This is a genomic window from Streptomyces sp. NPDC005303 (assembly GCF_040607335.1).
Classification (GTDB): Bacteria; Actinomycetota; Actinomycetes; order Streptomycetales; family Streptomycetaceae; genus Streptomyces.
This window is the reverse complement of the sequence record NZ_JBEXGM010000002.1, coordinates 302,394-329,035: the sequence shown is the minus strand read 5'-3', so window position 1 is coordinate 329,035 and position 26,642 is coordinate 302,394. Positions and strand designations below refer to the sequence as shown.

Below are 26,642 nucleotides of genomic sequence, written 5' to 3'. Positions count from 1 at the left end.
ATTCCAGGCCAGCTTAGATACACGGTGGGAAGGCGGAGCCCATGGCAAGCCACGGAGCGCGGAGCCGGAGCGGTGGCCGGCCCACCCTCGAGGAGGTCGCCGCGCGCGCCGGCGTGGGCCGGGGCACCGTTTCCCGGGTGATCAACGGCTCGCCCCGGGTCAGTGACGCCACCCGCGCGGCGGTCGAGGCGGCGGTTGCGGAGCTCGGGTACGTCCCGAACACCGCCGCGCGCGCCCTGGCGGCCAACCGCACGGACGCGATCGCGCTGGTCGTGCCCGAGCCGGAGACACGGTTCTTCGCCGAGCCGTACTTCTCGGACATGCTCAAGGGCGTCGGCGCGGAGATCTCGGAGACCGAGATGCAGCTCCTGCTGATCTTCGCGGGTAGCGACCGCGAACGCCGTCGGCTGGCCCAGTACCTGGCCGCGCACCGGGTGGACGGCGTGCTGCTGGTGTCGGTCCACGCCGACGACCCGCTTCCCGACCTGCTGGCCCAGCTGGAGATCCCGGCGGTGATCAGCGGCCCGCGCTCGGCCGCCGAGACACTGCCCTCCGTGGACTCCGACAACTACGGCGGCGGCCGCTCGGCCGTGGAACACCTGCTGGCCGGCGGCCGCCGCACGATCGCGCACATCACGGGCCGACTCGACGTCTACGGCGCCCAGCGGCGCGTCGACGGCTACCGGGACGCGCTGCGCGACGCGGGCCACGAGGTGGACGAACGGCTGATCGAGGCCGGTGACTTCACGGAGGAGGGCGGCCGCCGGGCGATGACCAGGCTGCTGGCCCGCCGCCCCGACCTCGACGCGGTCTTCGCCGGCTCGGACGTCATGGCGGCCGGCGCCCGCCAGGTGCTGCGCGAGGAGGGCCTCGGCATCCCCTCGGACGTGGCCCTGGTCGGCTACGACGACTCGGCGATAGCCCGCCACATGGACCCGCCCCTCACCAGCGTCCGCCAGCCCATCGAGGAGATGGGCCGTCACATGATCGACCTCCTCCTCTCGGAGATCGCCGACCGCCGCCCGGCGGTGTCCCGGGGCCTTGAACGCCGCCAGGTGGTCCTGGCCACGGAACTGGTGACGCGGGCGTCCTCCTGACCACTTCGGCGGAGCCCACCAGCCGCACCAGCATCAAGAGGTTGAACGCAAGGATCACGCGCATCAGCAGCCGCGCCCGGGGCGAATCCGCCGGGACGCCCGACCCCGGTGAAGGCCATGACCGCCCATCCCCTGCTGGACGTTGACGCGATCAGCGAGACCGAGCCGTACCTGCGGAGCGTCGGCGAGGTGTTCCGTTCCTTCCGCGAACAGGACTCCGGCTGTCTCTCCCACGGCGTCCGGCTCCCCGACGGCAGCCGCTGGTTCGTGAAGGAGGCCACCACCGACCGGGCCCAGCGCTCCCTCGACCGCGCCTGGGCCTTCCACGGGACGGTCCGGCATCCGGCGATCGTCCCCCAGGTGCACCGGATCGCCGTCGGGGTCCGCCGTACGGCCGTCGTCATGCCGTGGCACGACGGCGAGATCCTCTACGACCCCACGGCCCGCGCCCGCTTCCGTGCCCTGCCCCTCGCCCGCGTCCACCATGCCCTGGACCGGGTCCTGGACGCCCACCTCGCCGTCGAGACCGCGGGCCAGGTCGCCGTGGACCTCTACGACGGTGCCTTCCTCTACGACTTCGACGCCCATGAGCTCCGCCTCATCGACCTCGACGACTACCGCCCGGGCCCGTTCGTCCTGGCCGAGGACCGCCTCCCCGGCTCCACCCGCTTCATGGCGCCCGAGGAGTGGCGGCGCGGTGCCACGATCGACACCCGCACCACCGTCCACGTCCTGGGCCGCACCGCCCGCCTCCTCCTGGACGCCGGGCCGGGCGAGGACGCCTTCCGCGGTACGGCCGCACAGCTCGCGGTCGTGGCACGGGCCACGCGTCCCGAGCCGGGCGAACGGTTCGGGGGCGTACGGGAGTTGGTGGAGGCGTGGCGGGCGGTGTCGTAGCGCGGGGGCTCAGACGGTCTTGAAGTAGTGGCCGGCCTCCAGGTCCGGGATCAGCGCGGGCTGCTCCGGCCGCCAGCCGAGCAGCTTTTGGGTGAGCTCGGCCGAGGCCCGCATGTCGATGGCGGCGAAGCGGCCGAGCCAGCCGAAGTGGTCCGTCGCCTCCTCGGGGGCCACGCTCGCGACCGGCACACCGAGTCCCCGCCCGATCGTCTTGGCGATCTCACGGAACGCCACCCCCTCGTCCCCGATCGCGTGCAGCCGTACGCCCGCCGGTGCCGCCTCCAGCGCGAGCCGGAACAACCGGGCCGCGTCCAGCCGGTGGACGGCCGCCCAGCGGTTGAAGCCGCCGCCCACCATGGCGGAGACGCCCTTCTCGCGCGCGAAGTCGATGAACATGGGCACGAAGCCGGCGTCGCCCTCGCCGTGCACGCTCGGGGGAAGCCGCAGCACCGCCGAGCGCACCCCGCGCTCGGCGAGCGCGAGCGCCGCGACCTCCGAGCCGAGCCGGTGATGGCCGGGGGAGGCGGGGTCGGCCGGGTCCTCCTCGGTGCCGACGTGTCCCGGCGCGGTCAGCAGTCCCGAGGTGACCACGAAGGGCTTGCCGGTGCCTTCGAGCACCTGGCCGACGGCCTCGATCGCCCTCAGGTCGGCCTCGCCCGAGGCGCCCAGGTCGGTGAAGTCATGGATGAAGGCCAGGTGGGCGACCCCGTCGGCCGCCTCGGCACCCCGGCGCAGACTGTCGAGGTCGGTCAGGTCCCCGCGGTGCACCTCCGCCCCCGCGGCCTTCAGTGCCTGCACGGACCGGTCCGAACGGGCCAGGCCCACGACCTCGTGCCCGGCGCCGAGCAGCTCACGGGTGACGGCGGAACCGATGAAGCCGGTCGCACCGGTGACGAATACACGCATGGTGATCCTTCGCTGTGACGAGTGTTGTGGCTCTTCCAGCGTGCGAAGGCGGGGCCACGGCCGTCCAAAGCCTGTTTCGCATGACGCAATACGGAACAGGCATGACCGCAGGTGGAATGGGTTTTGGGTGGGAATCGGCTGGGGACACGGGCGTACGCTGCAGGCATGACCGACCTCGATCTCCGGCTGGTCCGGTACTTCACCGCCGTCGCCGAGCACCGGCACTTCGGGCGGGCCGCCGACGCGCTGCACATCACGCAGCCGTCGCTGAGCCGGCAGATCCGGCGCCTTGAGCAGCAGCTGGGCGCGCGGCTGCTGGAGCGGACCCCGCAGGGGAGCAGGCTCACCGAGGCCGGGGAGGTCTTCCTGCCCCGGGCGAAGGCGCTGCTGCGTTCGGCGGCCCAGGCGGCGAGCCTCACCCTGGCGGCCGCCGAACCGAGCCGGATCACCGTGGGGTACACGGCGGGGATCATCGTCACCCCAGCGGTGCGTGCGCTGGGCGAGCGCTTCCCGGACGCGGACGTCAGGACCGCGCACATCGGCTGGGGCGAGCGGATGACGGCCCTGCCCGAGCGCAAGGCCGACGTCCTGGTGACCCGGCTGCCCTTCCCGGTCGACGGGGCACAAGTGACGGTCCTCTACGGCGAACCCCGGGCACTGGTGCTCCCGGTCACTCATCGCCTCGCGGGCAAGGAGTCCGTCACCCTCGACGACATCGCCGACGAGCCGCTGGTCCGGGTGGCCGACGAGACCTGGAACGCGTACTGGCGCATCGACCCGCGTCCGGACGGCCGCCCGGCTCCCGACGGGCCCCTGGCCGACGCCCTGGAGGACAAGTTCGAACTCGTCGCCTCCGGACAGGCCCTGCTCATCTCGGCGTTGCCCCGGGCCGGAACTCTCCGCCCCGACGTCACCGCGATCCCGCTGCACGGCGTGGAGCCGGCCCATGTGGTCCTCGCGACCCGCACCGAGGACCGGAGTCGGCTGGTCGCGGCCTTCCGCGAGATCGCGCAGGCCGTCCTCAAGGCGCCCGGCTTCTGAAACGACCTCAGCCGGTGACCTTGTTTCCAAGGCCACCGGCTGAGGTGATTGGGGTGAGTGACGGGACTTGAACCCGCGGCCACCTGGACCACAACCAGGTGCTCTACCAACTGAGCTACACCCACCATGTTCGGCTGTTCGGATCTCTCCGACCGGCCGAGAAAAAGTGTACAGGGTCTGAAGGGGTGCTCGCGCCCGGCTTTTACCGGGCGGGCAGCACGTGCTTCGCGGCGATCGTCTTCGCGGTGTCGGAGTCGGGTCCGGGCTGCGGGACGAAGATCGCCTCGCGGTAGTAGCGCAGCTCCGCGATGGACTCGCGGATGTCGGCGAGGGCGCGGTGGTTGCCGTTCTTGTCCGGGCTGTTGAAGTAGGCCCGCGGGTACCAGCGCCGGGCGAGCTCCTTGACGGAGCTGACGTCCACGATGCGGTAGTGGAGGTAGTCCTCCAGGGTGGGCATGTCCCTCAGCAGGAAACCGCGGTCCGTGCCGACGGAGTTGCCGCACAGCGGGGCCTTGCCGGGTTCCTTGACGTGCTCACGCACGTAGGCGAGGACCTGCTCCTCGGCGTCGGCGAGGGTCGTGCCGCCGGACAGCTCCTCGAGCAGCCCGGACGCGGTGTGCATCTGACGCACCACCTCCGGCATCGTCTCCAGCGCCTGGTCCGGCGGGCGGATGACGATGTCCACACCGTCGCCGAGCACATTGAGCTCGGAGTCGGTGACGAGGGCGGCAACCTCGATGAGCGCGTCGTCGGACAGCGAGAGGCCGGTCATCTCGCAGTCGATCCACACCATGCGATCGTTCATGCGAACACCCTACGGCTGACGTCTGCTTTTGTGGCGCCCCCGTCGGTGCCGGGCACCTGGAACGCCGGGCGGGCCCTGACTGGCCGCGCCCGGCGTCGGGACGTCACGCTCCGCTGCGCTGCCCCGGCAGGCTCGCCCGGCCTCCTCCGACGTACAGCTCGCGGCCGTTGTCGGAGTGCGGGCCCACGGGGGCGGGCGTGCGGCGGGTCTGGAGCGGTACCGGGCCGCTCTCCGGGTGCAGCGGCACGGGCGCGCTGGGCGCGGGGCCCGCCGGGCTGCCCATCGGACCGTCGCTGTCCACGGGCTTGTCGCCCTGCGGGCGGCGGGCCCGGTACGCGGCCCGGTAGGCGGCCGGGGACGACCCCAGCTGCCGCCGGAAGTGCCCGCGCAGCGCCACCGGTGAGCGGAAGCCGCAGCGCCCCGCGACCTCGTCCACCGAGTAGTCCGACGTCTCCAGCAGCCGCTGCGCCTGCAGCACCCGCTGGGTGATCAGCCACTGGAGAGGGGCCGAGCCCGTCAGCGAGCGGAACCGACGGTCGAACGTACGACGGCTCATGTACGCCCGTGCCGCCAGCGTCTCCACGTCGAACTGCTCGTGGAGGTGCTCCAGCGCCCAGGCGACGACCTCGGCGAGCGGGTCGGCGCCGATCTCCTCTGGTAAAGACCTGTCGAGGTAGCGCTCCTGGCCGCCCGAGCGGCGCGGTGGGACCACCAGCCGGCGGGCCAGCGCGCCGGCCGCCTCGTTGCCGTGGTCCGTCCGCACGATGTGGAGACAGAGGTCGATTCCGGCCGCGGTTCCGGCCGAGGTCAGTACGTCTCCGTCGTCGACGAAGAGTTCGCGCGGATCCACGTGCACCGACGGATAGCGCTTGGCCAGCGTCGGCGCGTACATCCAGTGTGTGGTCGCGGGGCGGCCGTCCAGCAGGCCCGCCGCGGCCAGCACGAAGGCGCCGGTGCACAGTCCTACTATGCGGGCGCCTTCCTCGTGCGCCCGGCGCAGAGCGTCGAGCGCCTCCTCCGGCGGCGGTGAAGTGATCGAACGCCAGGCCGGTACGACGACCGTGCCCGCGCGTGAGATCGCTTCCAGGCCATGCGGTGCGGTGAGTTCCAGGCCCCCTGTGGTCCGCAGTGGGCCTTCCTCGCCGCCACACACCAAAAGGCGGTAGCGCGGCACGCCGGCGTCCTGGCGGTCAATCCCGAACACCGACAAAGGTATGGAACTCTCGAAGATGGGGCCGCCGCTGAACAGCAGCACCGCGACGATCTCCTTGCGGCGTCGCCCGGAAAGCTTCCGGGCCGCGGCTTCCGGCGCGGCAGTGGAGTCGTGGCTCATCCTGCTAAGCCCCCCTCGGTGGTCGCGGCGCCCCTAACTTGTCGGGCATGTCGCTCCAGCACGTTTCCCCTCGGTCCTGCACGAGTCCCCCGCCGTAAGACGTCAAGATCGAATCTACTGTGTCCCGTGGTGTCGGCGTGACCAGTTCGTCATCCGGCACATTGTCGACATGGCAACTTGGCGTAAAGCATTCGATCACGAAGCGTTGCACTCGTGGGCCGTGCAGGGAAGTGCGCCTTGTGGCAGTGGCTAATCCACGTAGGGTGCACGGGGCCCTGGAGACCCTATCCGCGCAGGTGGAACGGGGGTTGAGGGGTGGTTGGACCAAGGGACACGCCCAACGCGGAAGTTGGCTGAAAAGAATCGTCCCGGTGCATGGAAACCGGTCAGCCGACCGGTGTATTTCCCCCGGTGTGGCGACCGCCTCGATGGGCCCCCGTGCCACTCCTGTGGTGGCGGCCGCGACGGGGCGTCCGCTCCTCGGCACGCAGCCGGGCCGCGCCGCGCTCCGACTGGCGCAGGAGAATACGGCAGACGGCCGTGACGGCGGCGAGACCGAGGGCGGTGCCCGTCGCGCCGGCCAGTGAGGTGCCGTACCAGACGAGCACCACGGGGACGAGGACGCAGCTGAACGCCGCCCATCGGACCACGTGCGTGGTGGAGTCCTCGGAGGGCGGTCGGTGTCCGGTCATCGCGTGCTCCCTGGGGCGTCTCCCTGCGGCGTGGCTCACGGGTTCAACGCGTGTTCGACCCTTCGGTCACTGGGTCGAGGGGCCGTCCGGGGGCTCTCCCGTGGCCAGGGGCCGCCGGGGCGCCGACTGCATCCCGTGCGAACCGCCTGTACAGCGCAGCAACCATTGCGTTACGGGCACCCCCTCGTGCATGCTCCCTGGAACCCCCACGGACCGGGGGGCGGGCTCTGGGCTAAGGAGGCGTGGCGCCGTACCCTTGGGGGTATGGGGTTGGGAAGATGATTCCCGGACACAGCTCCGCCGCACACGGTCGTCCCTCCCACACAAGGATCACAACGCCGAGACAGCCATGGCCGGTCACGAATTCTTCGAACCTGCGGACCGCAAGCGGCCCGTCGCCGATCCTACGGCGGCCGAGCCCCTGGCGGCGGAAGAGCCACGCCACTCCTGCGACCCCGCCTTCAAGCACGGCGTCGTGGTCGGCTTCGACGGCTCCACCTCCAGCGAGCGCGCCCTCGCCTACGCGATCGGTATGGCCCATCGCTCCGGCTCGGGCCTGATCATCGTGCATGTCGCCAACCGGCTGCCCACCACCGTGTGGGCCGGCTGTGAGCCACCGGTCTTCGTCGACGTGCCGGACCATCGCACCGAGGTGCTCGGTCTGGAGCTCGCCTGCGCGGACTATCTGGCCGAGGTCCCCTGGATCCTCGTCGAGCGCGGCGGCGACATCTGCCATGAACTCGAGGAGGTCGGGCGGGAGTACGAGGCGGACGCGATCGTCGTCGGCTCCACCCACGGCATCGTCGGGCGCATCTTCGGCTCCGTCGCGGGGCGGCTCGCCAAGCGGGCGAAGCGGCCCGTCATCGTCATTCCGTAACGCGCCGTTCTCCCAGGTGGGATCTGTGAACCTACCCGCGCGTAGGGGTGTTTGTGCCTTTGTGAAGGGCATATAGCGGTCACGGGCTGCCGGTTGGGGCGTGACGGCCACCGGTCGGCCGCGCGGGCCGGGGAGTTGGGCGGCTCCCCGCCAACAGAGACGGACCCCCCGTGCCAGGTGGCATCACGTGGGGGTCCGTTCCGTCGGTGGCCTCTGCGGGGCGCTTACTCCACGGTGACCGACTTCGCGAGGTTCCTGGGCTTGTCGATGTCCCGGCCCAGGGCCAAGGCCGTGTGGTAGGCGAGGAGTTGGAGGGGGATGCCCATCAGGATCGGGTCCAGCTCGTCCTCGTTCTTCGGGACGACGATGGTCTCGTCAGCCTTCTCCTGGTGCTGGTGGGCGACCGCCAGGATCCGGCCGCTGCGGGCCTTGATCTCCTCCAGGGCGGCGCGGTTCTTCTCCAGGAGGTCGTCGTCGGGGACGATCGCCACCGTGGGGAGGGCGGGCTCGATCAGGGCCAGGGGGCCGTGCTTGAGCTCGGAGGCGGGGTAGGCCTCCGCGTGGATGTAGGAGACCTCCTTGAGCTTCAGGGAGGCCTCGCGGGCCACCGGGTAGCCCCGGACGCGGCCGATGAACAGCATCGAGCGGGCCTCGGCGTACTGCTCGGCCAGCTTCCTGATGTGCTCCTCCTGCTCCAGCATCTCGGTGATCTGCGCGGGCAGCCTGCGCAGGCCCTCGATGATCCGCTTGCCGTCGCGGACCGAGAGGTCACGGGTGCGGCCAAGGTGGAGGGCGAGGAGGGCGAAGGCCACCGTCGTGTTGGTGAAGCACTTGGTGGAGACCACGCAGACCTCCGGGCCCGCGTGCACGTAGATGCCGCCGTCCGCCTCGCGGGCGATCGCGGAGCCGACCACGTTGACGACGCCCAGCACCCGCGCGCCCTTGCGCTTGAGCTCCTGGACGGCCGCGAGGACGTCGTAGGTCTCACCGGACTGGGAGACGGCGATGTAGAGGGTGTCGGGGTCGACGACCGCGTTGCGGTAGCGGAACTCCGAGGCGGGCTCGGCGTCCGCGGGGATGCGGGCCAGCTCCTCGATCATCTGGGCGCCGATCATGCCCGCGTGGTACGAGGTGCCGCAGCCGAGGATCTTCACGCGGCGGATCTGGCGGGCCTCGCGGGCGTCCAGGTTCAGGCCGCCCAGGTGCACGGTGGAGAAGCGGTCGTCGATGCGGCCGCGCAGCACGCGGTCCACGGCGTCGGCCTGCTCGTGGATCTCCTTGTGCATGTAGGTGTCGTGGCCGCCCATGTCGTAGGAGGCTGCCTCCCACTCGACGGTGGTGGGCTCGGCCGTCGTACGGGTGCCCTCCGTCGTGTAGGTGCGGAAGTCGTCGGCCTTGAGGGTGGCCATCTCGCCGTCGTCCAGCGTCACGATCTGCCGGGTGTGGGCGACCAGCGCGGCGATGTCCGAGGCGACGAACATCTCCTTCTCGCCGATGCCGAGGACGACCGGGGAGCCGTTGCGGGCCACCACGATGCGGTCGCCGAAGTCGGCGTGCATCACGGCGATGCCGTAGGTGCCCTCGATCACCCGCAGGGTGTCGCGGACCTTGTCCTCCAGCTTCTCCGCCTGGGAGCGCGCGATGAGGTGGACCAGGACCTCGGTGTCGGTCTCGGAGAGGAACTCGACGCCGTCCGCCTCCAGCTTGCGGCGCAGGTCGGAGGCGTTGTCGATGATGCCGTTGTGGACGACGGCGACCTTGCCCTCCGCGTCCAGGTGCGGGTGGGCGTTCACGTCGGAGGGGGCGCCGTGGGTGGCCCAGCGGGTGTGGGCGATGCCGGTGGTGCCCTTGAAGCGGGCCGGGACCTTGGCCTCCAGGTCGCGCACCCGGCCCTTGGCCTTGACCATCTTCAGGCCGGCCGTCTTCGGGGAGTTGACGACGATGCCCGCGGAGTCGTAGCCGCGGTATTCGAGGCGCTGCAGACCCTCCAGGAGCAGCGGGGCGACATCACGCTTCCCGATGTATCCGACGATTCCGCACATATGGATGTGTCCCCTAGCCGTAGACCATGCGGCGCAGCTGCCTCAGTGTCAGCTCAGGCGGCGCCACCGCTCGATATTTCAGATCCGCCGCGATCCGTCCGAAGATCTCCGCGTTCACCAGGCCCTGGGCCTGGAGCTCGCGGTGGCGGCGACGGACGAACTCCTCGGTCGTCTCGTCGAAGAAGGCGAGCACGTCCTGGATCACGCGCAGTGCCTCGCCCCTGCTGAGGGGCGTGGACCGCGTCAGATGATCAACAAGTTCGTCGTGCACCCGGTAGATCCTGGGGTACTGGAGGCCGTTTCGCAAGAATCCTGCCCGATATCGGGCAGGAGGCTATTGATGTTCTTATGAACGTCTGTTCGTAAGCTGTCCATCCTGCGTCTCACACCACGTTGCCCATGGCGACGAGTTTCAGACGTCATGGACATTCCTCGTATGGGCGTACCCGACCAGCTCGCCGAGCGCATGAGCATGGCGGAACAGCACGAGTACCTGCGCGCCAGATTCTCCCGGCGCAACATGATCAGGGGCGGCGCCGTCACGCTGGGCGCCGTCGCGGGTGGCGCGTTCGTGCCGGGCGCCGTCGCCCAGGCCGCCACGCCGACCCAGACCTTCCCCACCACCGAGAGCGTCGACGGCGCCCTCGTCGCCCCCTTCGGCCGTCACCTCGCCTACGGCAACGACCCGCGCACCGAGATGACCGTCTCCTGGCAGGTGCCGGTCGCGGTCAAGAAGCCCTTCATCCGGATCGGCGCCCGCCCCTGGGACCTCTCCCGCAAGATCGAGGCCGAGGTGCGCACCCTCTACACCCCGGCCGGCGTCGGCGCCAGCGGCGACCACACCCAGTACTACCTGCACGCCAAGCTGACCCATCTGCGCCCCGGCCAGACCTACTACTACGGAGTCGGCCACCAGGGCTTCGACCCCGCCCAGCCGCACCTGACCGGGACCCTGGGCACCTTCACCACCGCGCCCGCCCACAAGAAGCCGTTCACCTTCACGGCCTTCGGCGACCAGGGCGTCAGCTACCACGGCCTGGCCAACGACAGCCTCCTCCTCGGCCAGAACCCGGCCTTCCACCTGCACGCAGGCGACATCGCCTACGCCGACCCGGCCGGCGCGGGCAAGACCGCCGACACCGGCTTCGACTCGCGGGTGTGGGACCAGTTCCTCGCCCAGACCGAGTCGGTCGCCAAGTCCGTGCCGTGGATGGTGAGTTATGGCAACCACGACATGGAGGCCTGGTACTCGCCCAACGGCTACGGCGGCGAGGAGGCCCGCTTCACGCTCCCCGACAACGGCCCGGACAAGGCCCATCTGCCGGGCGTGTACTCCTTCGTCTACGGCAACACGGCGATCATCTCGCTCGACCCGAACGACGTCTCCTTCGAGATCCCGGCCAACCTCGGCATCTCCGGTGGCACCCAGACCACGTGGTTCGAGGGGCAGCTGAAGAAGTTCCGCGCCTCGAAGGACGTCGACTTCATCATCGTGTTCTTCCACCACTGCGCCTACTGCACCTCCACCGCGCACGCCTCGGAGGGGGGCGTGCGCCAGGAGTGGGTGCCGCTGTTCGAGAAGTACACCGTGGACCTGGTCATCAACGGCCACAACCACCAGTACGAGCGCACCGACGTCATCAAGGGCGACAAGGTCGCCAAGAAGCTCCCGATCGGCGAGACCGCGTACCCCGAGACCGAGGGGGTCGTCTACGTCACGGCGGGCGCCGCGGGCCGCAGCCTGTACGCGTTCACCGCGCCGGACTCCTACGAGGGGCACCTGAACGAGCGCGACTCCGTCGCCTCCTTCATCAACACCAAGGACGGCAAGGTCAATGAGACCGTCGCCTGGTCCCGGGTGCGCTACCTCAACTACTCCTTCCTGCGCGTCGACGTGGAGCCCGCGTCGAAGGGCCACTACGCCAAGCTGAAGGTGTCGGGCATCGCCGAGACCGGTGACCGCATCGACCACTTCACGGTGGCGCGCAGGGCGAAGTAACGCCTCCCGCAAGGCCGTTGCATCGCCGGCGCATGAGGGTGTCCCGGCGGTCCTCGGCGGGGGCGACCGGAGAAGAAGGCGTTTCCGGTCGTATGTCCGGCGTTCTGTGTACGAGGACGGCGATGGCGGCGGTCCGGGCCGGGTGCGGAAACCTGGCCCGGGCCGCCGCCGCGGCCTGGAGGTGCGCTCAGCCGCCCAGCGCCTCGCCCAGCGCCTCGCCCAGGGAGTCGTCCAGGGCGAAGCGGATCGCGCGGCCGGCTGTTCGCGTCGACAGCATGCGGACCTCGCCGTCGGTGATCCCCACGGCGATGGACGGGTTGTCCTGGCACACCAGCGTGAAGGTCCTGTCCCGGCGGGCGTCGAGGACGAACGCCTGGTCCTCCGGGAAGGGGGCGCCTGCACCCTGCCGGTAGGCACACCGCCGCAGCTGCATGGGGTCTCCCAGGACCCGGTAGCCCGCGATGTCCAGACAGGAAGCCGACGCCATGTGCCGCAGGGCGACGGCCCCGTCCCCGAGGTCGACGACCTGCCACCGCTGGGTCGCGGCTCCGTCGCAGGCGGCCGGTGCGGGGGTGTCGTCCGGCGAGTCGCCGACGGCGGTGACACAGCTCCCCACGGCGGCCGCGCTCTTCAGCGGGACGGTCGCGAGCACGGTGCCCGTACCCCGGGAGACCGAGGGGGAGATCGACGGGGCCCGCGAGGGGGCGGAGGGCGGTGGCCCGTAGGAGTTCACGGCGGCTCCGGACCCGGTGTCGGACAGCAGGTTCAGAGTGACGGCGGTGGCCACGGCCGTCACCACGACGGCGGCGGCCAGGGCGAGCACGGGACGGCGTGGCGCAGGTGCGGCGGGGCCGGGCGGGGCCGGGAAGGCGGGGACATCCGGGGCGTTCTCGGGGGCCGTGGCGCTCTGGGCGGGCCGTGCGGCCGGAACGGGCGCCGTAGGGGGAACCGGGGGTCGGGAGGGCGGCTCGGTCCCGGGGGCCGCGGCTGTCCGTGGTCCCGCCCCTGCCCTGGTCACGAGTCCTCCCCCGACCCGCGAAGCCACTCCGGCCCACGAGCCGGGCCTGGCCCGCGCGGTCCTCTCCGAGGGGGCCGGGCCCGCCCCGTCGGCCGGTCCGGGTCTCGCCGAACGGTACGCCGGGCCGCCCCACACCAGGAGCCGGTCGACGAGCAGGGACCGTAACTCCTGCGGGCCGCCCGACGTGAGCGTGCGCAGCAGCCTGATGTCGTGGGCGCAGAACTCGCAGGTCTGCAGGTGCTGTTCGAGATCGGGCGGGGTCTCGCGATGGGTGCCGCGGGCGATCGCGCCGAGCATGCCGCCGTAGTGCACACAGCGGGCGTCGGCCGTGTGTTCCGCGCGCAGCCGCAGGAAGGTGTCGGCGAGACGGGAGCGGGCCGACTCGGCCAGCGACGCGGCGAAATCCTCCGAGGTGTTCAACACGCGGGCCGCGAAAGCCGGTTCACCTTCCGCCAGACACAGCCAAAGCGCCGCCCGGGACTGGTCGGCCAGCTCCCCGAACGCCCGCAGCAGCGGCGCGTCGTGCTCCACGTGCCGCAGCGTGTCCGCCGTGCCGAAGGCCTCGCCCGCCCACCGGGCCCAGTCCCGGAACCCGGGGCGCAGGAGCCCGGCGCGGTCGTCCCGCAGCCACCCGAAGGCCGTCCGCCGTACGTCGGCCAGGAGGGTTGTGCGCGCGGCGGGCCCCGGTCGGCCGGCGAGCACCGCCACGGCGAGGTCCGCCGCCGCGGCCGACCTGCCGCAGAACGCGCCCGCGTAGGCGTGGACGGCCGTGACGTCCTCCGCCGGGAACCCGGTCGCCGGGTCGTGCGGGGCTTGCTGGGGCGGGTGCTCGGACATCATCGTCTCGTCTCCCCCAAGGAGCGCGTCACGGCAAGATGTGGACCGTAGTGGCACTCACTATGACGACGCTGTGCGGCCCGTGTGCCCGGGAGAGACCGGAAGAGCCGAAAAGAGACGGGGCTCGGGAGGACCGTACTCCCGTGCCCCGCCTGGCAGTTGGACCGTACTACCGGCCCGCGATGGGGTTGTTCAGTGTGCCGACCAGCTGGAGTGCGCCCGACGGGTCCGCCAGGTCCACCATCTGCTTGTTGTTGCGCAGCTGGAGGCGATTGAGGCAGGAGAGGGCGAACTCGGGCGCGAACATGTCGTACTGCGCGAACTTGTCGGCCAGTTCCGGCACCGAGCGCTGGTAGTCGCGGGTGACCTCGGCGACCGTGCGCCAGAAGTCGTCCTCCTCCAGGATGCCCTCGGCGGCGAGGTTCGCGGCGAGGAAGCGGAAGAAGCAGTCGAAGACGTCCGTGAAGATCGACAGCAGCTTCTTGTCGTCGGGGACCTCCACGCGCAGCCGCTCGACCGCCGGCGGCAGCACCGCGTCCTGGTCCATGACGGCGATCTCCTCTGCGATGTCCTTGTAGATCGCCCGCTCGACCACGCCGTCCTTGAGGACCAGGATGACGTTCTCGCCGTGCGGCATGTACACCAGGTCGTAGGCGTAGAAGCTGTGCAGGAGCGGGGTGTAGTAGGCGCGGAGGTAGCGGCGCAGCCAGTCGGTCGGGGTGAGCCCGGAGCGCTCGATGAGGGCGCCCGCGAAGGACCGGCCCTCGTGGTCGACGTGGACCAGGGAGGCCATCGTCGCGAGTGACTCGCCGTCCTGGAGGGACGGGACCGGGCTCTCGCGCCACAGCGCGGCCAGCATCTTGCGGTACGCCGAGTAGCGGTCCGTGGCGGCCTCGTACTCCAGGTGCCGGTAGCCGACGGCGGCCCGCTCGCGGATGATCGAAAGGCCCGTCGACTTCAGCACCGGGTCGCCCTCGATCAGCCCGGCGAGCCAGTCGTTGATGGCCGGGGTCGCCTCCATGTACGCGGCCGAAAGCCCGCGCATGAAGCCCATGTTGAGGACGGACAGGGCCGTCTTCACATAGTGCTTCTCGGGGTGGGACCTGTTGAAGAAGGTCCGGATGGACTGCTGGGCCAGGTACTCGTCGTCGCCCTCGCCGAGGCAGACCAGCAGATCGCGGGCGACCTCGGCGGCGAAGGTGACGGTGAGCTTGTTCCACCACTGCCAGGGGTGCACGGGAATGAGGAGGTAGTCGGCCGGGTCCAGGCCCTTGCCGCGCAGGACGCCGTAGAACCGCTCGACGGTCTCCTCGCCCAACTCCTGGCGTACGAAGGTCTCGTACTCGATGCCGACCCCGGCCGTGAACGCGGCGCGGGAGCGGTGTGCGGCGAGCCAGACCAGGCGGACCGGGCTCGCGGTCTCGGGGGCGTACGAGAGGTACTCGTGGATGCCGAAGCCGAGCCGGCCGTTGTTGGCGACGAAGCAGGGGTGGCCCTCGGTCATGCCGGTCTCGATGTCCTGGAAGTCGGCCTTCACCAACTCGGCCACCGGGACCCGGGGCTTGGTCAGCTTGTAGCAGGTGCCCGAGAGGGTGGAGGAGATCTCCTCCAGGTACACCGGCAGGATCTCGTCGCTCAGGCCGAGGGTGTTCTTCAGCTCGATGAAGAAGTCCAGGGCGGCGAGGGGGAGTTCGGTGCCGTCGCGGTGCCGGGTGATGGAGTCGGCGTCGACCTGCCAGTGGTCGAGCGAGCGGCGTACGGCCGTGAAGTCGTACCGGGTCTTTCCGTCGTCGCTGCGGACGACGTACTGGTCCTTGTCCGTCTCCTCGGGCTCGATCAGCCGCTCGTGCGCGAACTCGGCGAGGCTCTTGCGGATCAGCAGGCGGTTGGCCACCTCCCAGCGCTCGGGGGACAGGTGCGCCACGGTGTCGGCGAGGCTCATGCGGCCACCCCCGTGGCCGCCACGAACTGCTCCCGGGTGCAGAAGCTCAACAGGGCCTTCTTCTCCGGCTTCTGGATCTCGCGCTCGGGCACGAAGCCGACCGCCTCGTTCAGGGCGTGGACGGCCTTGTTGGAGACGTCGGGCTCCACGACCACCCGCCGGACGGCCGGGTCCTCGAAGAGGTGGGCCATCACGGCGGTGATGACGGACCGGGTGAAGCCGTGCACGGGCCGGTCGGTGGCCGGGGTGAGGAAGTGCATGCCGAGGTCCCCGGGCAATGGCTCGTACAGCCCGACGAGTTCGCGGTGGGCGGGGTCGTACTTCTCCATAAGGAAGGCGGGCTCGCCGTCCTTGTCGAGGCCCAGCAGCGCGTGGTGGTGCTCGTCGGCCGCGATGTCCATGTAGGCGCGCTCGACGTCCTCCAGCTTGGCGTCCTGCATCATCCAGAAGGCGGCCTTGGGATGGGTGACCCACCCGTGCAGCAACTCGGCGTCCTTCAGGGGGTCGAGGGGGCGGAAGGTGAAGGTCATACGGAAAACTCCTGGAACGCGATCGTCTTCTCGACCGGGTAGTACTCGGTGCCGAGCAGCTCTCGGATGATGCAGCTGTTGCGGTAGGCGCCCATGCCCAGGTCGGGGCTGGTGACGCTGTGGGTGTGGACGCCGGCGTTCTGGAGGAAGACGCCTCTGCCCGTCACGTCGATCGCGTAGGTGCGGGACACGTCGAAGTTGCCCTGGGAGTCGTACACCAGGCGGTCCTTCACCGGCGCCAGGAACTCCGGCTCGGCGTACTTGTAACCGGTGGCGAGGACCAGGCCCTGCGACTCGATCTCGAAGTCCTTCCCCTGCTCCTCCTGACGGAAGGCGAGCGTGTACGTGCCGTTGTCGTGACGGGCGCTGTTCAGCGAGGAGTTGGTGAGCAGCCGGGTGGGGACGGGGCCGCCGAGGTTCTTCTGGTAGAGCAGGTCGAAGATCTCGTTGATCAGGTCGCCGTCGATGCCCTTGAACAGGCCCTTCTGCTGGGCGGTGAGCCGGTAGCGGGTGGCCTCGGGCAGCTCGCGGTAGTAGTCGATGTACTCCGGGGAGGTCATCTCCAGCGTGAGCTTGGTGTACTCGAGGGGGAAGAAACGGGGGGAGCGGGTCACCCAGTTCAGCCGGTAGCCGTGGACGTCGATCTCGCTGAGCAGGTCGTAGTAGATCTCGGCGGCGGACTGCCCCGAGCCGACCAGCGTGATCGACTCCTTCTTCACCAGCTCGCTTCTGTGCTGCACATAGCGGGAGTTGTGGATGAAGTCGCCGTCCAGCCCCTGGCAGGCCTCCGGTATGTGCGGCGGGGTGCCGGTGCCGAGGACCAGGTGGCGGGCGCGGTACACGTCACCTGCCGACGTCGTCACGACGTACAGGTCGTCCTCGTACCGGACCCCCGTCACCGTCGTGTCGAAGCGGACGCTGCTCAGTTTGTTCGCGGCCCAGCGGCAGTAGTCGTCGTACTCCACCCGCAGCGGATAGAAGTTCTCGCGGATGTAGAACGAGTACAGCCGGCCCTTCTCCTTCAGGTAGTTGAGGAAGGAGTACGGCGAGGTCGGGTCGGCGAGGGTGACCAGGTCCGACATGAACGGGGTCTGGAGGTGGGCGCCGTCCAGGAACATGCCCGCGTGCCACTCGAAGTCGGGCTTCGACTCCAGGAAGATTCCGTCGAGTTCGGCGATGGGCTCGGTGAGGCAGGCCAGGCCCAGGTTGAACGGACCCAGTCCGATCGCCACGAAGTCGTGGGCGGTGGACGGGTTTTCAGGACGCGCGGTCAAGGGACTCTCCCAGGTACTGCTCGGCGTGGCCGGCGATCAGATCGAGGACGGCGGCGATGTCCTCGACCGTCGTCTCGGGGTTGAGCAGGGTGAACTTCAGGTAGTGGCGGCCGCCGACCTTGGTGCCCGCGACCACCGCGTCGCCGGAGGCGAACAGGGCCTTGCGGGCGTACAGGTTGGCGCGGTCGATCTCGGCCGGGTCGGTGACCGAGGCCGGGATGCAGCGGAAGACCAGCGTGGAGAGGCTCGGTGCGACGACCACGTCGAAGCGGGGGTCGGCGGCGAGCAGCTTCCAGCCCTCGGCGGCCAGGTCGCAGACCTCGTCGAAGAGCTGGCCGATGCCGTCGGCGCCCATCACGCGCAGGGTCATCCACAGCTTGAGCGCGTCGAAGCGGCGGGTGGTCTGGAGGGACTTGTCCACCTGGTTGGGGATGCGCTCCTGCACCATGCGGCGCGGGTTGAGGTACTCCGCGTGGTAGGTGGCGTGGCGCAGCGTGGACGCGTCGCGGACCAGCACGGCGGACGAACTCACCGGCTGGAAGAAGGACTTGTGATAGTCCACGGTGACCGAGTCGGCACGCTCGATGCCGTCGATGCGGTCCCGGTACTTGACCGAGGCGAGCAGTCCGCAGCCGTAGGCGGCGTCGACGTGCATCCAGCTGCCGTACTGCTCGCACAGCTCGGCGATCTCGGGCAGCGGGTCGATGGAGCCGAAGTCGGTGGTGCCGGCGGTGGCGACGACGGCCATCGGGACCAGGCCCTCGCGGCGGCAGCGCTCCAGCTCACGGGCGAGTGCCACGGTCTGCATCCGCTTGTCGTGGTCGACGGGGATCGAGACCACGGCGTCCGGGCCCAGACCGAGCAGTTTGGCCGACTTCTTGACGCTGAAGTGGCTGACCTCCGAGGCGAAGACGCGCAGTTGGGCCGTGGTGTCGGCTTTGGCCTCCTCGCGGGCCAGCAGGAGCGCCTGGAGGTTGGACTGCGTCCCGCCCGAGGTGAACACGCCGTCGGCGACCGGACCCAGACCGATGCGCGCGGTCGTCCAGTCGATCAGCTTGCGCTCGATGAGGGTGCCGCCCGCCGACTGGTCCCAGGTGTCCAGGGAGGAGTTGACCGCGGACAGGATGGCCTCGCCGAGCACGGCCGGGATGACGACGGGGCAGTTGAGGTGGGCGAGGTAGCGGGGGTGGTGGAAGTAGATCGCGTCCCGGAGGTAGACGTCCTCCAGCTCGTCGAGCACCGCCGCCGTGTCGAGCAGGGGCTTGTCGAGGTCGATCGCGTCGATGCGAGGGGAGAGGGCGTCGACGGTGACGCCGGTGAACGGCCTTGTGGTGGTGGCGAGTTTGGCCGCCACCCGCTCTATTCCTTCGGTCACGGAGCGGCGGTAGCTCTCCGCGGTCGTGTCGTTGAGCAGGTGCGAGCGCATGTGGGGGTCCTCCGGTGGGGACGATCCGTGCGGGACGGACGGGGCAGGAGCGGGGCGGAAACCGCTTCAACTTAGGTAAGCCTAACCTAATTAATTTGGGGGAAAACCTGCCCCAGCCGTGACCGGCGTCACGTCGGCGGGAGTTACTCGGCTGCCCGCAGCTGCTCCTCGGTCATCCCCTGCCGCCAGTACCCGACGAAGGTCACCCGGCGCCGGTCGATGCCGCGCTCGCGCACGAAGTGCCGGCGCAGCTCCTTCACACACCCGGACTCGCCCGCGATCCAGACGTACGGCCGCTCGGCGTGCGGGAGTCGGGCCTCGCGAAGGGCGCCGAGCGCCAGGGGGGAGCACTGGGCGCCGGTCTCGCCGGCCACGAGCCAGGTGATCTCGGCGTCGGCCTCGGTCACGACGTCCTGGATGTCCCCGGCGTCGCGCACCTCCAGCCAGACGCGGGCCCGCTGCCCGGCGGGCAGGGCTTCGAGGATCGCCGAGACGGCGGGCAGCGCGGTCTCGTCGCCCCAGAGCAGCACGAGGTCGGTGTCGGCGGGCGGCCGGAACCGGATGGCCCGGTTGTCGGCGACGGCGGGCCCGAGCAGCTGGACCCGGTCGCCGGCGGAGGCGCGCGAGGCCCAGGCGGAGGCGGGCCCGGCCGGCTCGTGCAGCATGAAGTCGATGTCGATCTCGTCAGGATCGCGCCGGAGACCCCGCAGGGTGTACGACCGCATCACAGCCCGCACCTCGTCGGGCTGCTCCCGCCAGGCCTGCCACCATCCGTCCCCGAGCTCGACGGGAACCCCGGGATCGGTCCTCCCCGCGGCGGGGATGAAGAGGGACAGCGACTGGTCGTGTCCCTCGGAGAAGAAGTGCCGGAGGTCCTCCCCGGCGAAGGTGACCCGGACCAGGGACGGCCCGAGCCGCCTCGTCCGCGCGACCTGGAGGGAGAAGAAACGGAACGGGGCGGCTACGGCCGTAGTCATCGGGTAACTCCTGAATCGACGTCAGGTATGCGTACCTAGGGGCGCGGGGCTGTTCGATTTGCGGCTCCGCCGCGTGGGCGCGACCAGCCACAACGGACCGGCAGCCAAGTACGCGCCTAACCGACCTTCTTCGCGGTCTCGATGGCCTTCGCGAGGTTCTCCACCATCGCCACGCACTTGTCGTACGACAGGATCGGCTCGGGAGAACGCGAGATGACCTGCCCCGCCTTCACCGCGGGCAGCTTCTTCCAGGTCGCCTCGGTGATGTCGGCCGGCTGGATGGTCGCGGTGCGGTCGTCCATCATGATGATGTCGGCCGCGTACTTGTCGACGTTCTCCCAGCTCAGCGACTCGTACCAGCCACCGGACGCCTTCAGTACGGAAGCCGAGGGTTCCACGAAGTTCACGCCGAGCGCCTTGAAGTACTCCAGGTCGATGGACAGGTTGGAGCCGGAGACGTAGAAGACGTCCTGGGCCGCGGACCCGGCGAGCACCTTGATGTCGGGGTGGGCCTTGGCGGCCGCGCGCAGTCGCTCCGACGCCGCCTCGAACCGCTTCTTCGCGTCGGTGACCTTCGCCGCCGTCATGTCGGCGCCGAGGGACTCCGCCAGCTCCCACACCCGCTGGAGCGGTGTGGTGATCTGACGGTCGTAGACGGAGACCGCCACGCTCGGCGCCAGCTTGGCGATCTTGGACGCGGAGGCCGCGGGGACGTACCAGAGCGTGCCCGCGCTGTCGAAGGTCGTGGTGATGAGGACCTCGGGCGCGAAGGCCGCGTACTGCTCGACGTTGAACTGGTCCCACACGTTGCCGAAGACGGTCAGCTTGCTGACGTCCATGTCGCCGGCCTGGACATCGGCCTTGCCGGCCTTGGTCTTGGTGGGCCCGAAGACGCCCTTGACCTCGATGCCGTAGTCGTGGAGCGCGGCGGCGACGCCGACGAAGGCGACGATCTTCGTGGGGACCTTGTCGAGCTTCACGGTCGTGCCACGGTCGTCCTTGAACGTCCACGCCCCGGACTTCGCGGCCGTGGTGCTCTCGCCGGAGCCCTCGCTGCCGGAGTCGTCGTCACCGCAGGCCGCGAGCACGGCGCCGAGGCCGAGTGCGCCGCCCGCGGCGAGGATGCCACGGCGGGTCAGATGGACGGCTCGTGCGTTGGACATGTGTGGCTGCTTTCGAACGGGGCGGAGCGCCCGCTGGACAAGTTCGAAGGTAGGTTAGCCTAACCTCATCAGATGTCCAGAGGGCGGGGTGCCGCCCCGTCGAAGCTGTGCGCCCTGTGAGCTGCGTCCTAACCTGTCAGCCCCAACTCCCGTGCGATCAGCATCCGCTGGACCTCGCTCGTGCCCTCGCCGATCTCCAGGATCTTGGAGTCGCGCCACATCCGGGCGACCGGGTACTCGTTCATGAAGCCGTAGCCGCCGTGGATCTGCGTGGCGTCGCGGGCGTTGTCCACGGCGATCGTGGAGGAGTACAGCTTGGCGAGGGCCGCCTCCTTCTTGAAGGGTTCGCCGGAGACCAGACGTGAGGCCGCGTCCCGCCAGGCGAGGCGGGCCGTGTGGGCCTTCATCTCCATGTCGGCGATCTTGAACTGTATGGCCTGGTTGGCGCCGATGGGCCGCCCGAAGGCCTCCCGCTCCTTGGCGTACTTCACCGACTCGTCCACACAGCCCTGCGCGAGCCCGGTCGCGAGGGCCGCGATGGCGATCCGGCCCTCGTCGAGGATCCGCAGGAACTGGGCGTAGCCGCGGCCCTGTTCGCCCAGCAGGTTCGCCGCCGGGACCCGGACGTCGGAGAAGGACAGCTCACGGGTGTCCGAGGCGTTCCAGCCGACCTTCGAGTACGGCGGTGCGACCGTGAAGCCCGGGGTGCCCGAGGGGACGATGATCGAGGAGATCAGCGGCCTGCCGTCCGGCTTGCGCCCGGTCACCGCGGTGACGGTCACCAGGCCCGTGATGTCGGTGCCGGAGTTGGTGATGAAGCACTTGGTGCCGTTGATGACCCATTCGTCGGTGTCGGGGTCCAGGCGGGCCGTCGTACGGGTCGCCCCGGCGTCGCTGCCGCCGTCCGGTTCCGTGAGGCCGAAGGCGCCCAGGATCTCGCCCGAGCACAGTCGGGGCAGCCACTCGCGCTTCTGCTCCTCGGTACCGAACAGGTGCAGGGGCATGGCGCCGAGGGAGACGCCGGCCTCCAGGGTGATCGCCACCGACGAGTCCACGCGCGCCAGTTCCTCAAGGACGAGGCCGAGCGCCAGGTAGTCGCCGCCCATCCCGCCGTACTCCTCGGGGAACGGCAGCCCGAACAGACCCATGCGGCCCATCTCGCGGACGATCTCGTAGGGGAACTCGTGGTGCTCGTAGTACTCGCCGATCTTCGGGGCCACTACGTCATGCGCGAACTCCTCGACGGTGCGGCGGAGTTCTTCCAGCTCGGGGGAGAGGCGGTGGTCCATCGGGGTTCACTCCTGGTGGGAGAGGGCGCGAACGGTACGGGACGGGCTGGGTCGGCCCAGGTGTTCGGCCATCCAGACGCTGGTGGCGACGAGACGGCCGAGGTCGACACCGGTGTCGATGCCGAGGCCCTGAAGCATCCACACGAGGTCTTCGGTGGCGAGGTTGCCGGTGGCGGACTTGGCGTAGGGGCAGCCGCCGAGGCCGCCCGCGGAGGCGTCCACGGTGGTGACACCGTGCTGGAGGGCCGCGTGGGTGTTGGCGAGCGCCTGGCCGTACGTGTCGTGGAAGTGCACGCCCACCTTCTCGACGGGGACGTCGAGTTCGGTGAGCAGCGCCCCTACGTGCCCCGGTGTCGCCACCCCGATGGTGTCGCCGAGGCTCAACTCGTCGCAACCCATGTCGAGCAGGGCGCGGCAGACCTTGGTGACCTGGGGGACCGGGACCGCGCCCTCCCACGGGTCGCCGAAGCACATGGAGAGGTAGCCGCGGACGTGCACGCCCTCCGCCTTAGCACGCGCCACGACCGGGTCGAACATCGCCAGGGCCTCGCCCACCGTGCGGTTGAGGTTGGCCTTGGCGAAGGACTCGGTGGCGCTGGCGAACACGGCGACCCGGCGGGCTCCGAGGGCCAGCGCGCGGTCCAGGCCGCGTTCGTTCGGGACGAGCACCGGGAGGTCCACGGTCAGGTCGCTGATCTGCGGGAACAGCTGCTCGGCGTCGGCGAGTTGGGGCACCCACTTCGGGTGGACGAAACTCGTCGCCTCGATGGTCGTCAGCCCCGCCTCGGCCAGGCGCCGCACGAACTGAGCCTTCACCTCCGTCGGCACGGTCGACTTCTCGTTCTGCAGGCCGTCGCGGGCGCCGACCTCGTGGATGCGGACCCGGGTCGGGAGCCCGGTCTGCGGTACGACCATGGGGAGTGTCATCGCTCTTCCTCCACGGGGGTGATGACCGCCAGCACCTGGTCCATGGCGACGGTCGCGCCCGGTGTGACGTCCAGCTCGGCGACCGTGCCGGCGTGCGGGGCGGAGATGACGTGCTCCATCTTCATCGCCTCGACGACGAGCAGACTCTGCCCGGCGGCCACCTCGTCCCCGACCGCCACCTTCACCACGGTCACGGTGCCGGGCATGGGGGCGGTGAGGGAGTCGGCGCCCCCATGCCCGCTCCGGGTGAGGGACGCGGCCACCGGGTCGTGGTCGCGCACGTGCCAGGCGTCGCCGTCGCGGCCCACCCAGTCACCGGCCCGGTGGAAGGTGTGGCGGACGCCGTCGAGGGTGACGGCGACCCGGTCACCGGTGACGGTGTGGGTGCCGCGCGGGACGTACTCCACGGGCTCCTGGACCCGCAGCGGGAAGCCGACGGGCTTCGTGAACCCGGAGCCCCCCAGCCGCCAGCCGCTCGGCACCGAGAACGGGTCGGTCCAGCCCTCCTCCCGTGGCCGCAGCGCTTCGAGGCGTACGGCCGCCGCCGCCTCGTACACCTCGTCCGGTACGTCGGTGGAGACCAGGTCGTCCACCACGCGCTCGACCAGCCCGGTGTCCAACTCGCCCGCGACGACCGCCGGATGGGCCAGCAGCCGGCGCAGGAACCCCGCGTTGGTCTGCACGCCCAGCGTCACCGTCCCCGCGAGGGCCGCCCGGAGCTTCCGGAGCGCGGTCGCGCGGTCCGGGCCGTACGCGATGACCTTGGACAGCATCGGGTCGTACAGGCTGCCGACCTCGGTGCCCTCGCTGAGCCCGGAGTCGGTGCGGACCCCGTCGCCCTGGGGCTCGTGGAGCCGGAGCACGGTGCCGCCGGACGGGAGGAAGCCCTTCGCGGGGTCCTCGGCGCAGACGCGGGCCTCGATCGCGTGCCCGGTCAGCCGGACGCCCTCCTGCCCGTACGGGAGCGGCTCGCCCGCCGCCACCCGCAGCTGCCACTCCACCAGGTCCAGGCCGGTGACGAGCTCGGTGACCGGGTGCTCCACCTGGAGGCGGGTGTTCATCTCCATGAAGTAGTACGACGACGGATCGTCGCCCGGGACGATGAACTCCACGGTGCCAGCGCCCCGGTAGCCGCAGGAGCGGGCCGCCTCGACCGCGGCCTCACCCATCGACGCGCGCGTGTCCTCGTCGAGGAGGACGCTGGGCGCCTCCTCGATGATCTTCTGGTGGCGGCGCTGGAGGGAGCACTCGCGCTCGCCGAGGTGGATCACATTGCCGTGGCCGTCCGCGAGCACCTGGATCTCGATGTGCCGGGGCCGGTCGACCCACCGCTCCACGAGCAGGGTGTCGTCGCCGAAGGAGGTGCGGGCCTCGCGGCGGGCGGCCGCGATCTCCTCTTCGAGGACCGTGAGGTCACGGACCAGCCGCATGCCCTTGCCGCCGCCGCCCGCGCTGGGCTTCAGCAGCACGGGCGCGCCCAACGCGCGTGCGGCCTCGGCGAGTTCGGGGTCACGGCCGCCGGGCACGACCGGCACTCCGGCCGCCTCGACGGTCTCCTTGGCGCGGATCTTGTCGCCCATGAGGGCGATCGCGTCGGCGGGCGGCCCGATGAAGACCAGCCCGGCGTCGGCGCACGCGCGCGCGAAGGCCGCGTTCTCGGCGAGGAAGCCGTATCCGGGGTGGACGGCCTGGGCGCCGGTGCGGGCGGCGGCCTCCAGGAGCCGCTCGGCGGACAGATAGCTCTCCGAGGCCGGTGCCGGGCCCAGTCGTACCGCTGTGTCCGCCTCCCGGACGTGCCGGGCGTCGGCGTCCGCATCGGAGAAGACGGCCACCGAGCGCACGCCCAGGGCGCGCAGGGTGCGGATGACGCGGACCGCGATCTCCCCCCGGTTGGCGACAAGCACTGTGTCAAACATGGGTCCTCACATCCGGAAGACGCCGAACTGGGGGTCGCCCAGCGGCGCGTTGGCGCATGCGGTCAGGGCCAGGCCGAGCACCTGACGGGTGTCGAGCGGGTCGATGACCCCGTCGTCCCAGAGGCGGGCGGTGGCGTAGTAGGCGTTGCCCTGGCGCTCGTACTGGGCGCGGATCGGGTCCTTGAAGGCGTCCTCGTCCGCCGCGGACCAGTCCTCGCCCCGCTGCTCCAGCTGGTCCCGTTTGACGGTCGCGAGGACGGACGCGGCCTGTTCGCCGCCCATGACGGAGATCTTGGCGTTGGGCCACATCCACAGGAAGCGCGGGGAGTAGGCCCGGCCGCACATCGAGTAGTTCCCGGCGCCGTACGAACCGCCGACGACCACCGTCAGCTTGGGCACGCGCGTGCAGGCGACCGCGGTCACCATCTTGGCGCCGTGCTTGGCGATGCCGCCGGCCTCGTAGTCCTTGCCGACCATGAAGCCGGAGATGTTCTGGAGGAACAGCAGCGGGATGCCGCGCTGGTCGCACAGCTCGATGAAGTGGGCGCCCTTCTGGGCCGACTCGGAGAACAGGATGCCGTTGTTGGCGACGATCCCGACCGGGTGGCCGTGGATCCGGGCGAAGCCGGTGACCAGGGTCTGCCCGAACTCGGCCTTGAACTCGGCGAAACGCGAGCCGTCCGTGATCCGCGCGATGATCTCGCGGACGTCGTAGGGGGTGCGGGAGTCGGTGGGGACGGCGCCGTAGAGGTCGTAGGGGTCCACCTTGGGCTCCACCGCGGGCTCGACGGACCACGGCAGCGGCCCGCGCGCGGGCAGGGTCGCGGCGATGTTCCGCACGATCCTCAGCGCGTGGGCGTCGTCCTCGGCGAGGTGGTCGGTGACACCGGAGATCCGGGAGTGCACCTCGCCGCCGCCGAGCTCCTCCGCGGTGACGACCTCGCCGGTGGCGGCCTTCACCAGCGGGGGCCCGCCGAGGAAGATCGTGCCCTGGTTGCGGACGATGACGGCCTCGTCGCTCATGGCGGGGACGTAGGCGCCCCCGGCCGTGCACGAGCCGAGCACCGCCGCGATCTGCGGGATGCCCGCGCCGGACATCCGGGCCTGGTTGTAGAAGATCCGCCCGAAGTGCTCACGGTCCGGGAAGACCTCGTCCTGCATGGGCAGGAAGGCGCCGCCGGAGTCCACGAGGTAGATGCAGGGCAGGCGGTTGTCGAGGGCGACCTCCTGGGCGCGCAGGTGCTTCTTCACCGTCATCGGGTAGTAGGTGCCGCCCTTGACGGTGGCGTCATTGGCGACGACGACGCACTCGCGCCCGCTGACCCGCCCGATCCCGGCGATGACCCCCGCGGCCGGGGCCTGTCCGTCGTACATCCCCTCGGCCGCGAGGGGGGCCAGCTCCAGGAAGGGCGAGCCGGGGTCGAGGAGGGTGTCGACCCGGTCCCGGGGCAACAGCTTCCCGCGCGCGGTGTGCCGCTCGCGCGCCCTCTCGCCGCCGCCCAGCCGGGCCGCGGCGAGCTTGTCGCGCAGCTCGTCCACGAGGGCCCGGTGGGCCTCCTCGTTGGCCTTCCAGGCCTCCGACGCGGGGTCTGCCGCGCTCGTCAGCTCGGGTGCCTGATCCATGTCCCGCGGTCCCCTCACCCAGTGATCGCCT

At 70.6% G+C, this 26,642-nt stretch carries 22 protein-coding genes and 1 tRNA gene; 5 read left to right on the top strand and 18 right to left on the bottom strand.

Features of this window, described 5'->3' with window-relative positions; genetic code table 11:
- Positions 1–41 precede the first annotated feature (41 nt).
- The gene (locus ABZT93_RS05410; RefSeq protein WP_356099255.1) at positions 42–1,097 is read left to right on the top strand and encodes a LacI family DNA-binding transcriptional regulator; all 1,056 of its coding nucleotides are present in this window, start codon (positions 42–44) and stop codon (positions 1,095–1,097) included.
- 117 nt (positions 1,098–1,214) lie between these two features.
- Positions 1,215–1,994 carry a serine/threonine protein kinase gene (locus ABZT93_RS05405; RefSeq protein WP_356099252.1) on the top strand — a complete coding sequence of 260 codons (780 nt, stop codon included), beginning with the start codon at positions 1,215–1,217 and terminating at the stop codon, positions 1,992–1,994.
- Positions 1,995–2,003: 9 nt separating this feature from the next.
- Here the strand turns inward: ABZT93_RS05405 and ABZT93_RS05400 are convergent, their stop codons facing one another.
- On the bottom strand, positions 2,004–2,900 hold the full coding sequence (locus ABZT93_RS05400; protein WP_356099249.1) for an SDR family oxidoreductase: 897 nt from the start codon (positions 2,898–2,900) through the stop codon (positions 2,004–2,006).
- 165 nt (positions 2,901–3,065) lie between these two features.
- Between ABZT93_RS05400 and ABZT93_RS05395 the strand changes: the two genes are divergently transcribed.
- Complete coding sequence (locus ABZT93_RS05395) at positions 3,066–3,941, top strand: LysR family transcriptional regulator (RefSeq protein ID WP_356099246.1); 876 nt, start codon at positions 3,066–3,068, stop codon at positions 3,939–3,941.
- A gap of 49 nt (positions 3,942–3,990) precedes the next feature.
- Here ABZT93_RS05395 and ABZT93_RS05390 read toward each other — a convergent pair.
- The 4 genes from ABZT93_RS05390 to ABZT93_RS05375 form a co-directional block, all read right to left on the bottom strand.
- Positions 3,991–4,066, bottom strand: a tRNA-His gene (locus ABZT93_RS05390).
- 77 nt (positions 4,067–4,143) lie between these two features.
- Positions 4,144–4,746: an oligoribonuclease gene (gene orn / locus ABZT93_RS05385; protein WP_356099243.1), complete on the bottom strand. Its 603-nt coding sequence runs from the start codon at positions 4,744–4,746 to the stop codon at positions 4,144–4,146.
- Positions 4,747–4,849: 103 nt separating this feature from the next.
- Positions 4,850–6,079, bottom strand: a complete 1,230-nt coding sequence (locus tag ABZT93_RS05380) for a helix-turn-helix domain-containing protein (protein WP_356099240.1) — start codon at positions 6,077–6,079, stop codon at positions 4,850–4,852.
- 386 nt (positions 6,080–6,465) lie between these two features.
- Positions 6,466–6,771: a hypothetical protein gene (locus ABZT93_RS05375; RefSeq protein ID WP_356099237.1), complete on the bottom strand. Its 306-nt coding sequence runs from the start codon at positions 6,769–6,771 to the stop codon at positions 6,466–6,468.
- Positions 6,772–7,120: 349 nt separating this feature from the next.
- Here ABZT93_RS05375 and ABZT93_RS05370 point away from each other — a divergent pair, with 349 nt between their 5' ends.
- Positions 7,121–7,648 (top strand): universal stress protein, encoded by a 528-nt coding sequence (locus tag ABZT93_RS05370; protein ID WP_020123262.1) that lies wholly within the window; start codon positions 7,121–7,123, stop codon positions 7,646–7,648.
- A 224-nt stretch (positions 7,649–7,872) separates the two neighbouring features.
- On the opposite strand, the gene glmS is transcribed toward ABZT93_RS05370, so the two are convergent.
- Positions 7,873–9,690, bottom strand: coding sequence for a glutamine--fructose-6-phosphate transaminase (isomerizing) (gene glmS, locus ABZT93_RS05365; protein ID WP_356099234.1), 1,818 nt, complete (start codon positions 9,688–9,690; stop codon positions 7,873–7,875).
- A gap of 13 nt (positions 9,691–9,703) precedes the next feature.
- A complete protein-coding gene (locus tag ABZT93_RS05360) occupies positions 9,704–9,961 on the bottom strand; it encodes a hypothetical protein (protein WP_356099790.1) in 258 nt (85 codons plus the stop codon).
- 165 nt (positions 9,962–10,126) lie between these two features.
- Here ABZT93_RS05360 and ABZT93_RS05355 point away from each other — a divergent pair, with 165 nt between their 5' ends.
- Positions 10,127–11,689, top strand: coding sequence for a metallophosphoesterase family protein (locus tag ABZT93_RS05355; RefSeq protein ID WP_356099232.1), 1,563 nt, complete (start codon positions 10,127–10,129; stop codon positions 11,687–11,689).
- 187 nt (positions 11,690–11,876) lie between these two features.
- Here ABZT93_RS05355 and ABZT93_RS05350 read toward each other — a convergent pair whose 3' ends face one another.
- From ABZT93_RS05350 to ABZT93_RS05300, 11 genes are all read right to left on the bottom strand, one after another.
- Positions 11,877–13,547: an RICIN domain-containing protein gene (locus ABZT93_RS05350; RefSeq protein WP_356099229.1), complete on the bottom strand. Its 1,671-nt coding sequence runs from the start codon at positions 13,545–13,547 to the stop codon at positions 11,877–11,879.
- 166 nt (positions 13,548–13,713) lie between these two features.
- Entirely contained in the window at positions 13,714–15,486 is a 1,773-nt protein-coding gene (locus tag ABZT93_RS05345) for an IucA/IucC family siderophore biosynthesis protein (RefSeq protein ID WP_356099226.1), read from the bottom strand.
- Positions 15,483–16,016, bottom strand: a complete 534-nt coding sequence (locus ABZT93_RS05340) for a GNAT family N-acetyltransferase (RefSeq protein ID WP_356099223.1) — start codon at positions 16,014–16,016, stop codon at positions 15,483–15,485. The genes ABZT93_RS05345 and ABZT93_RS05340 overlap by 4 nt, the downstream gene beginning before the upstream one ends.
- Positions 16,013–17,290, bottom strand: coding sequence for a SidA/IucD/PvdA family monooxygenase (locus ABZT93_RS05335; RefSeq protein WP_356099219.1), 1,278 nt, complete (start codon positions 17,288–17,290; stop codon positions 16,013–16,015). Before ABZT93_RS05335 ends, ABZT93_RS05340 begins: the two co-directional genes overlap by 4 nt.
- On the bottom strand, positions 17,274–18,716 hold the full coding sequence (desA, locus tag ABZT93_RS05330; RefSeq protein WP_356099216.1) for a lysine decarboxylase DesA: 1,443 nt from the start codon (positions 18,714–18,716) through the stop codon (positions 17,274–17,276). Before desA ends, ABZT93_RS05335 begins: the two co-directional genes overlap by 17 nt.
- A 143-nt stretch (positions 18,717–18,859) precedes the next feature.
- On the bottom strand, positions 18,860–19,693 hold the full coding sequence (locus ABZT93_RS05325) for a siderophore-interacting protein (RefSeq protein WP_356099213.1): 834 nt from the start codon (positions 19,691–19,693) through the stop codon (positions 18,860–18,862).
- Between the two features lie 116 nt (positions 19,694–19,809).
- A complete protein-coding gene (locus ABZT93_RS05320; RefSeq protein ID WP_356099210.1) occupies positions 19,810–20,856 on the bottom strand; it encodes an ABC transporter substrate-binding protein in 1,047 nt (348 codons plus the stop codon).
- Between the two features lie 128 nt (positions 20,857–20,984).
- Complete coding sequence (locus ABZT93_RS05315; RefSeq protein WP_356099207.1) at positions 20,985–22,145, bottom strand: acyl-CoA dehydrogenase family protein; 1,161 nt, start codon at positions 22,143–22,145, stop codon at positions 20,985–20,987.
- 6 nt (positions 22,146–22,151) lie between these two features.
- Positions 22,152–23,072 carry a hydroxymethylglutaryl-CoA lyase gene (locus ABZT93_RS05310; protein WP_356099204.1) on the bottom strand — a complete coding sequence of 307 codons (921 nt, stop codon included), beginning with the start codon at positions 23,070–23,072 and terminating at the stop codon, positions 22,152–22,154.
- Complete coding sequence (locus ABZT93_RS05305) at positions 23,069–24,988, bottom strand: biotin carboxylase N-terminal domain-containing protein (protein ID WP_356099201.1); 1,920 nt, start codon at positions 24,986–24,988, stop codon at positions 23,069–23,071. Before ABZT93_RS05305 ends, ABZT93_RS05310 begins: the two co-directional genes overlap by 4 nt.
- A gap of 6 nt (positions 24,989–24,994) precedes the next feature.
- Complete coding sequence (locus ABZT93_RS05300; protein WP_356099198.1) at positions 24,995–26,611, bottom strand: carboxyl transferase domain-containing protein; 1,617 nt, start codon at positions 26,609–26,611, stop codon at positions 24,995–24,997.
- Between the last annotated feature and the right edge of the window lie 31 nt (positions 26,612–26,642).

Bases quoted from the DNA above. Each gene is read 5' to 3' on its own strand.
- ABZT93_RS05300 (WP_356099198.1), bottom strand. From the start codon at position 26,611: ATGGATCAGGCACCCGAGCTGACGAGCGCGGCAGACCCCGCGTCGGAG.
- ABZT93_RS05370 (WP_020123262.1), top strand. From the start codon at position 7,121: ATGGCCGGTCACGAATTCTTCGAACCTGCGGACCGCAAGCGGCCCGTC.
- ABZT93_RS05340 (WP_356099223.1), bottom strand. From the start codon at position 16,016: ATGACCTTCACCTTCCGCCCCCTCGACCCCCTGAAGGACGCCGAGTTG.
- ABZT93_RS05410 (WP_356099255.1), top strand. From the start codon at position 42: ATGGCAAGCCACGGAGCGCGGAGCCGGAGCGGTGGCCGGCCCACCCTC.
- glmS (WP_356099234.1), bottom strand. From the start codon at position 9,690: ATGTGCGGAATCGTCGGATACATCGGGAAGCGTGATGTCGCCCCGCTG.
- ABZT93_RS05325 (WP_356099213.1), bottom strand. From the start codon at position 19,693: ATGACTACGGCCGTAGCCGCCCCGTTCCGTTTCTTCTCCCTCCAGGTC.
- desA (WP_356099216.1), bottom strand. From the start codon at position 18,716: ATGCGCTCGCACCTGCTCAACGACACGACCGCGGAGAGCTACCGCCGC.
- ABZT93_RS05320 (WP_356099210.1), bottom strand. From the start codon at position 20,856: ATGTCCAACGCACGAGCCGTCCATCTGACCCGCCGTGGCATCCTCGCC.
- ABZT93_RS05395 (WP_356099246.1), top strand. From the start codon at position 3,066: ATGACCGACCTCGATCTCCGGCTGGTCCGGTACTTCACCGCCGTCGCC.
- ABZT93_RS05400 (WP_356099249.1), bottom strand. From the start codon at position 2,900: ATGCGTGTATTCGTCACCGGTGCGACCGGCTTCATCGGTTCCGCCGTC.
- ABZT93_RS05405 (WP_356099252.1), top strand. From the start codon at position 1,215: ATGACCGCCCATCCCCTGCTGGACGTTGACGCGATCAGCGAGACCGAG.
- ABZT93_RS05345 (WP_356099226.1), bottom strand. From the start codon at position 15,486: ATGAGCCTCGCCGACACCGTGGCGCACCTGTCCCCCGAGCGCTGGGAG.
- ABZT93_RS05350 (WP_356099229.1), bottom strand. From the start codon at position 13,547: ATGATGTCCGAGCACCCGCCCCAGCAAGCCCCGCACGACCCGGCGACC.
- orn (WP_356099243.1), bottom strand. From the start codon at position 4,746: ATGAACGATCGCATGGTGTGGATCGACTGCGAGATGACCGGCCTCTCG.
- ABZT93_RS05355 (WP_356099232.1), top strand. From the start codon at position 10,127: ATGGGCGTACCCGACCAGCTCGCCGAGCGCATGAGCATGGCGGAACAG.
- ABZT93_RS05375 (WP_356099237.1), bottom strand. From the start codon at position 6,771: ATGACCGGACACCGACCGCCCTCCGAGGACTCCACCACGCACGTGGTC.
- ABZT93_RS05315 (WP_356099207.1), bottom strand. From the start codon at position 22,145: ATGGACCACCGCCTCTCCCCCGAGCTGGAAGAACTCCGCCGCACCGTC.
- ABZT93_RS05380 (WP_356099240.1), bottom strand. From the start codon at position 6,079: ATGAGCCACGACTCCACTGCCGCGCCGGAAGCCGCGGCCCGGAAGCTT.
- ABZT93_RS05310 (WP_356099204.1), bottom strand. From the start codon at position 23,072: ATGACACTCCCCATGGTCGTACCGCAGACCGGGCTCCCGACCCGGGTC.
- ABZT93_RS05305 (WP_356099201.1), bottom strand. From the start codon at position 24,988: ATGTTTGACACAGTGCTTGTCGCCAACCGGGGGGAGATCGCGGTCCGC.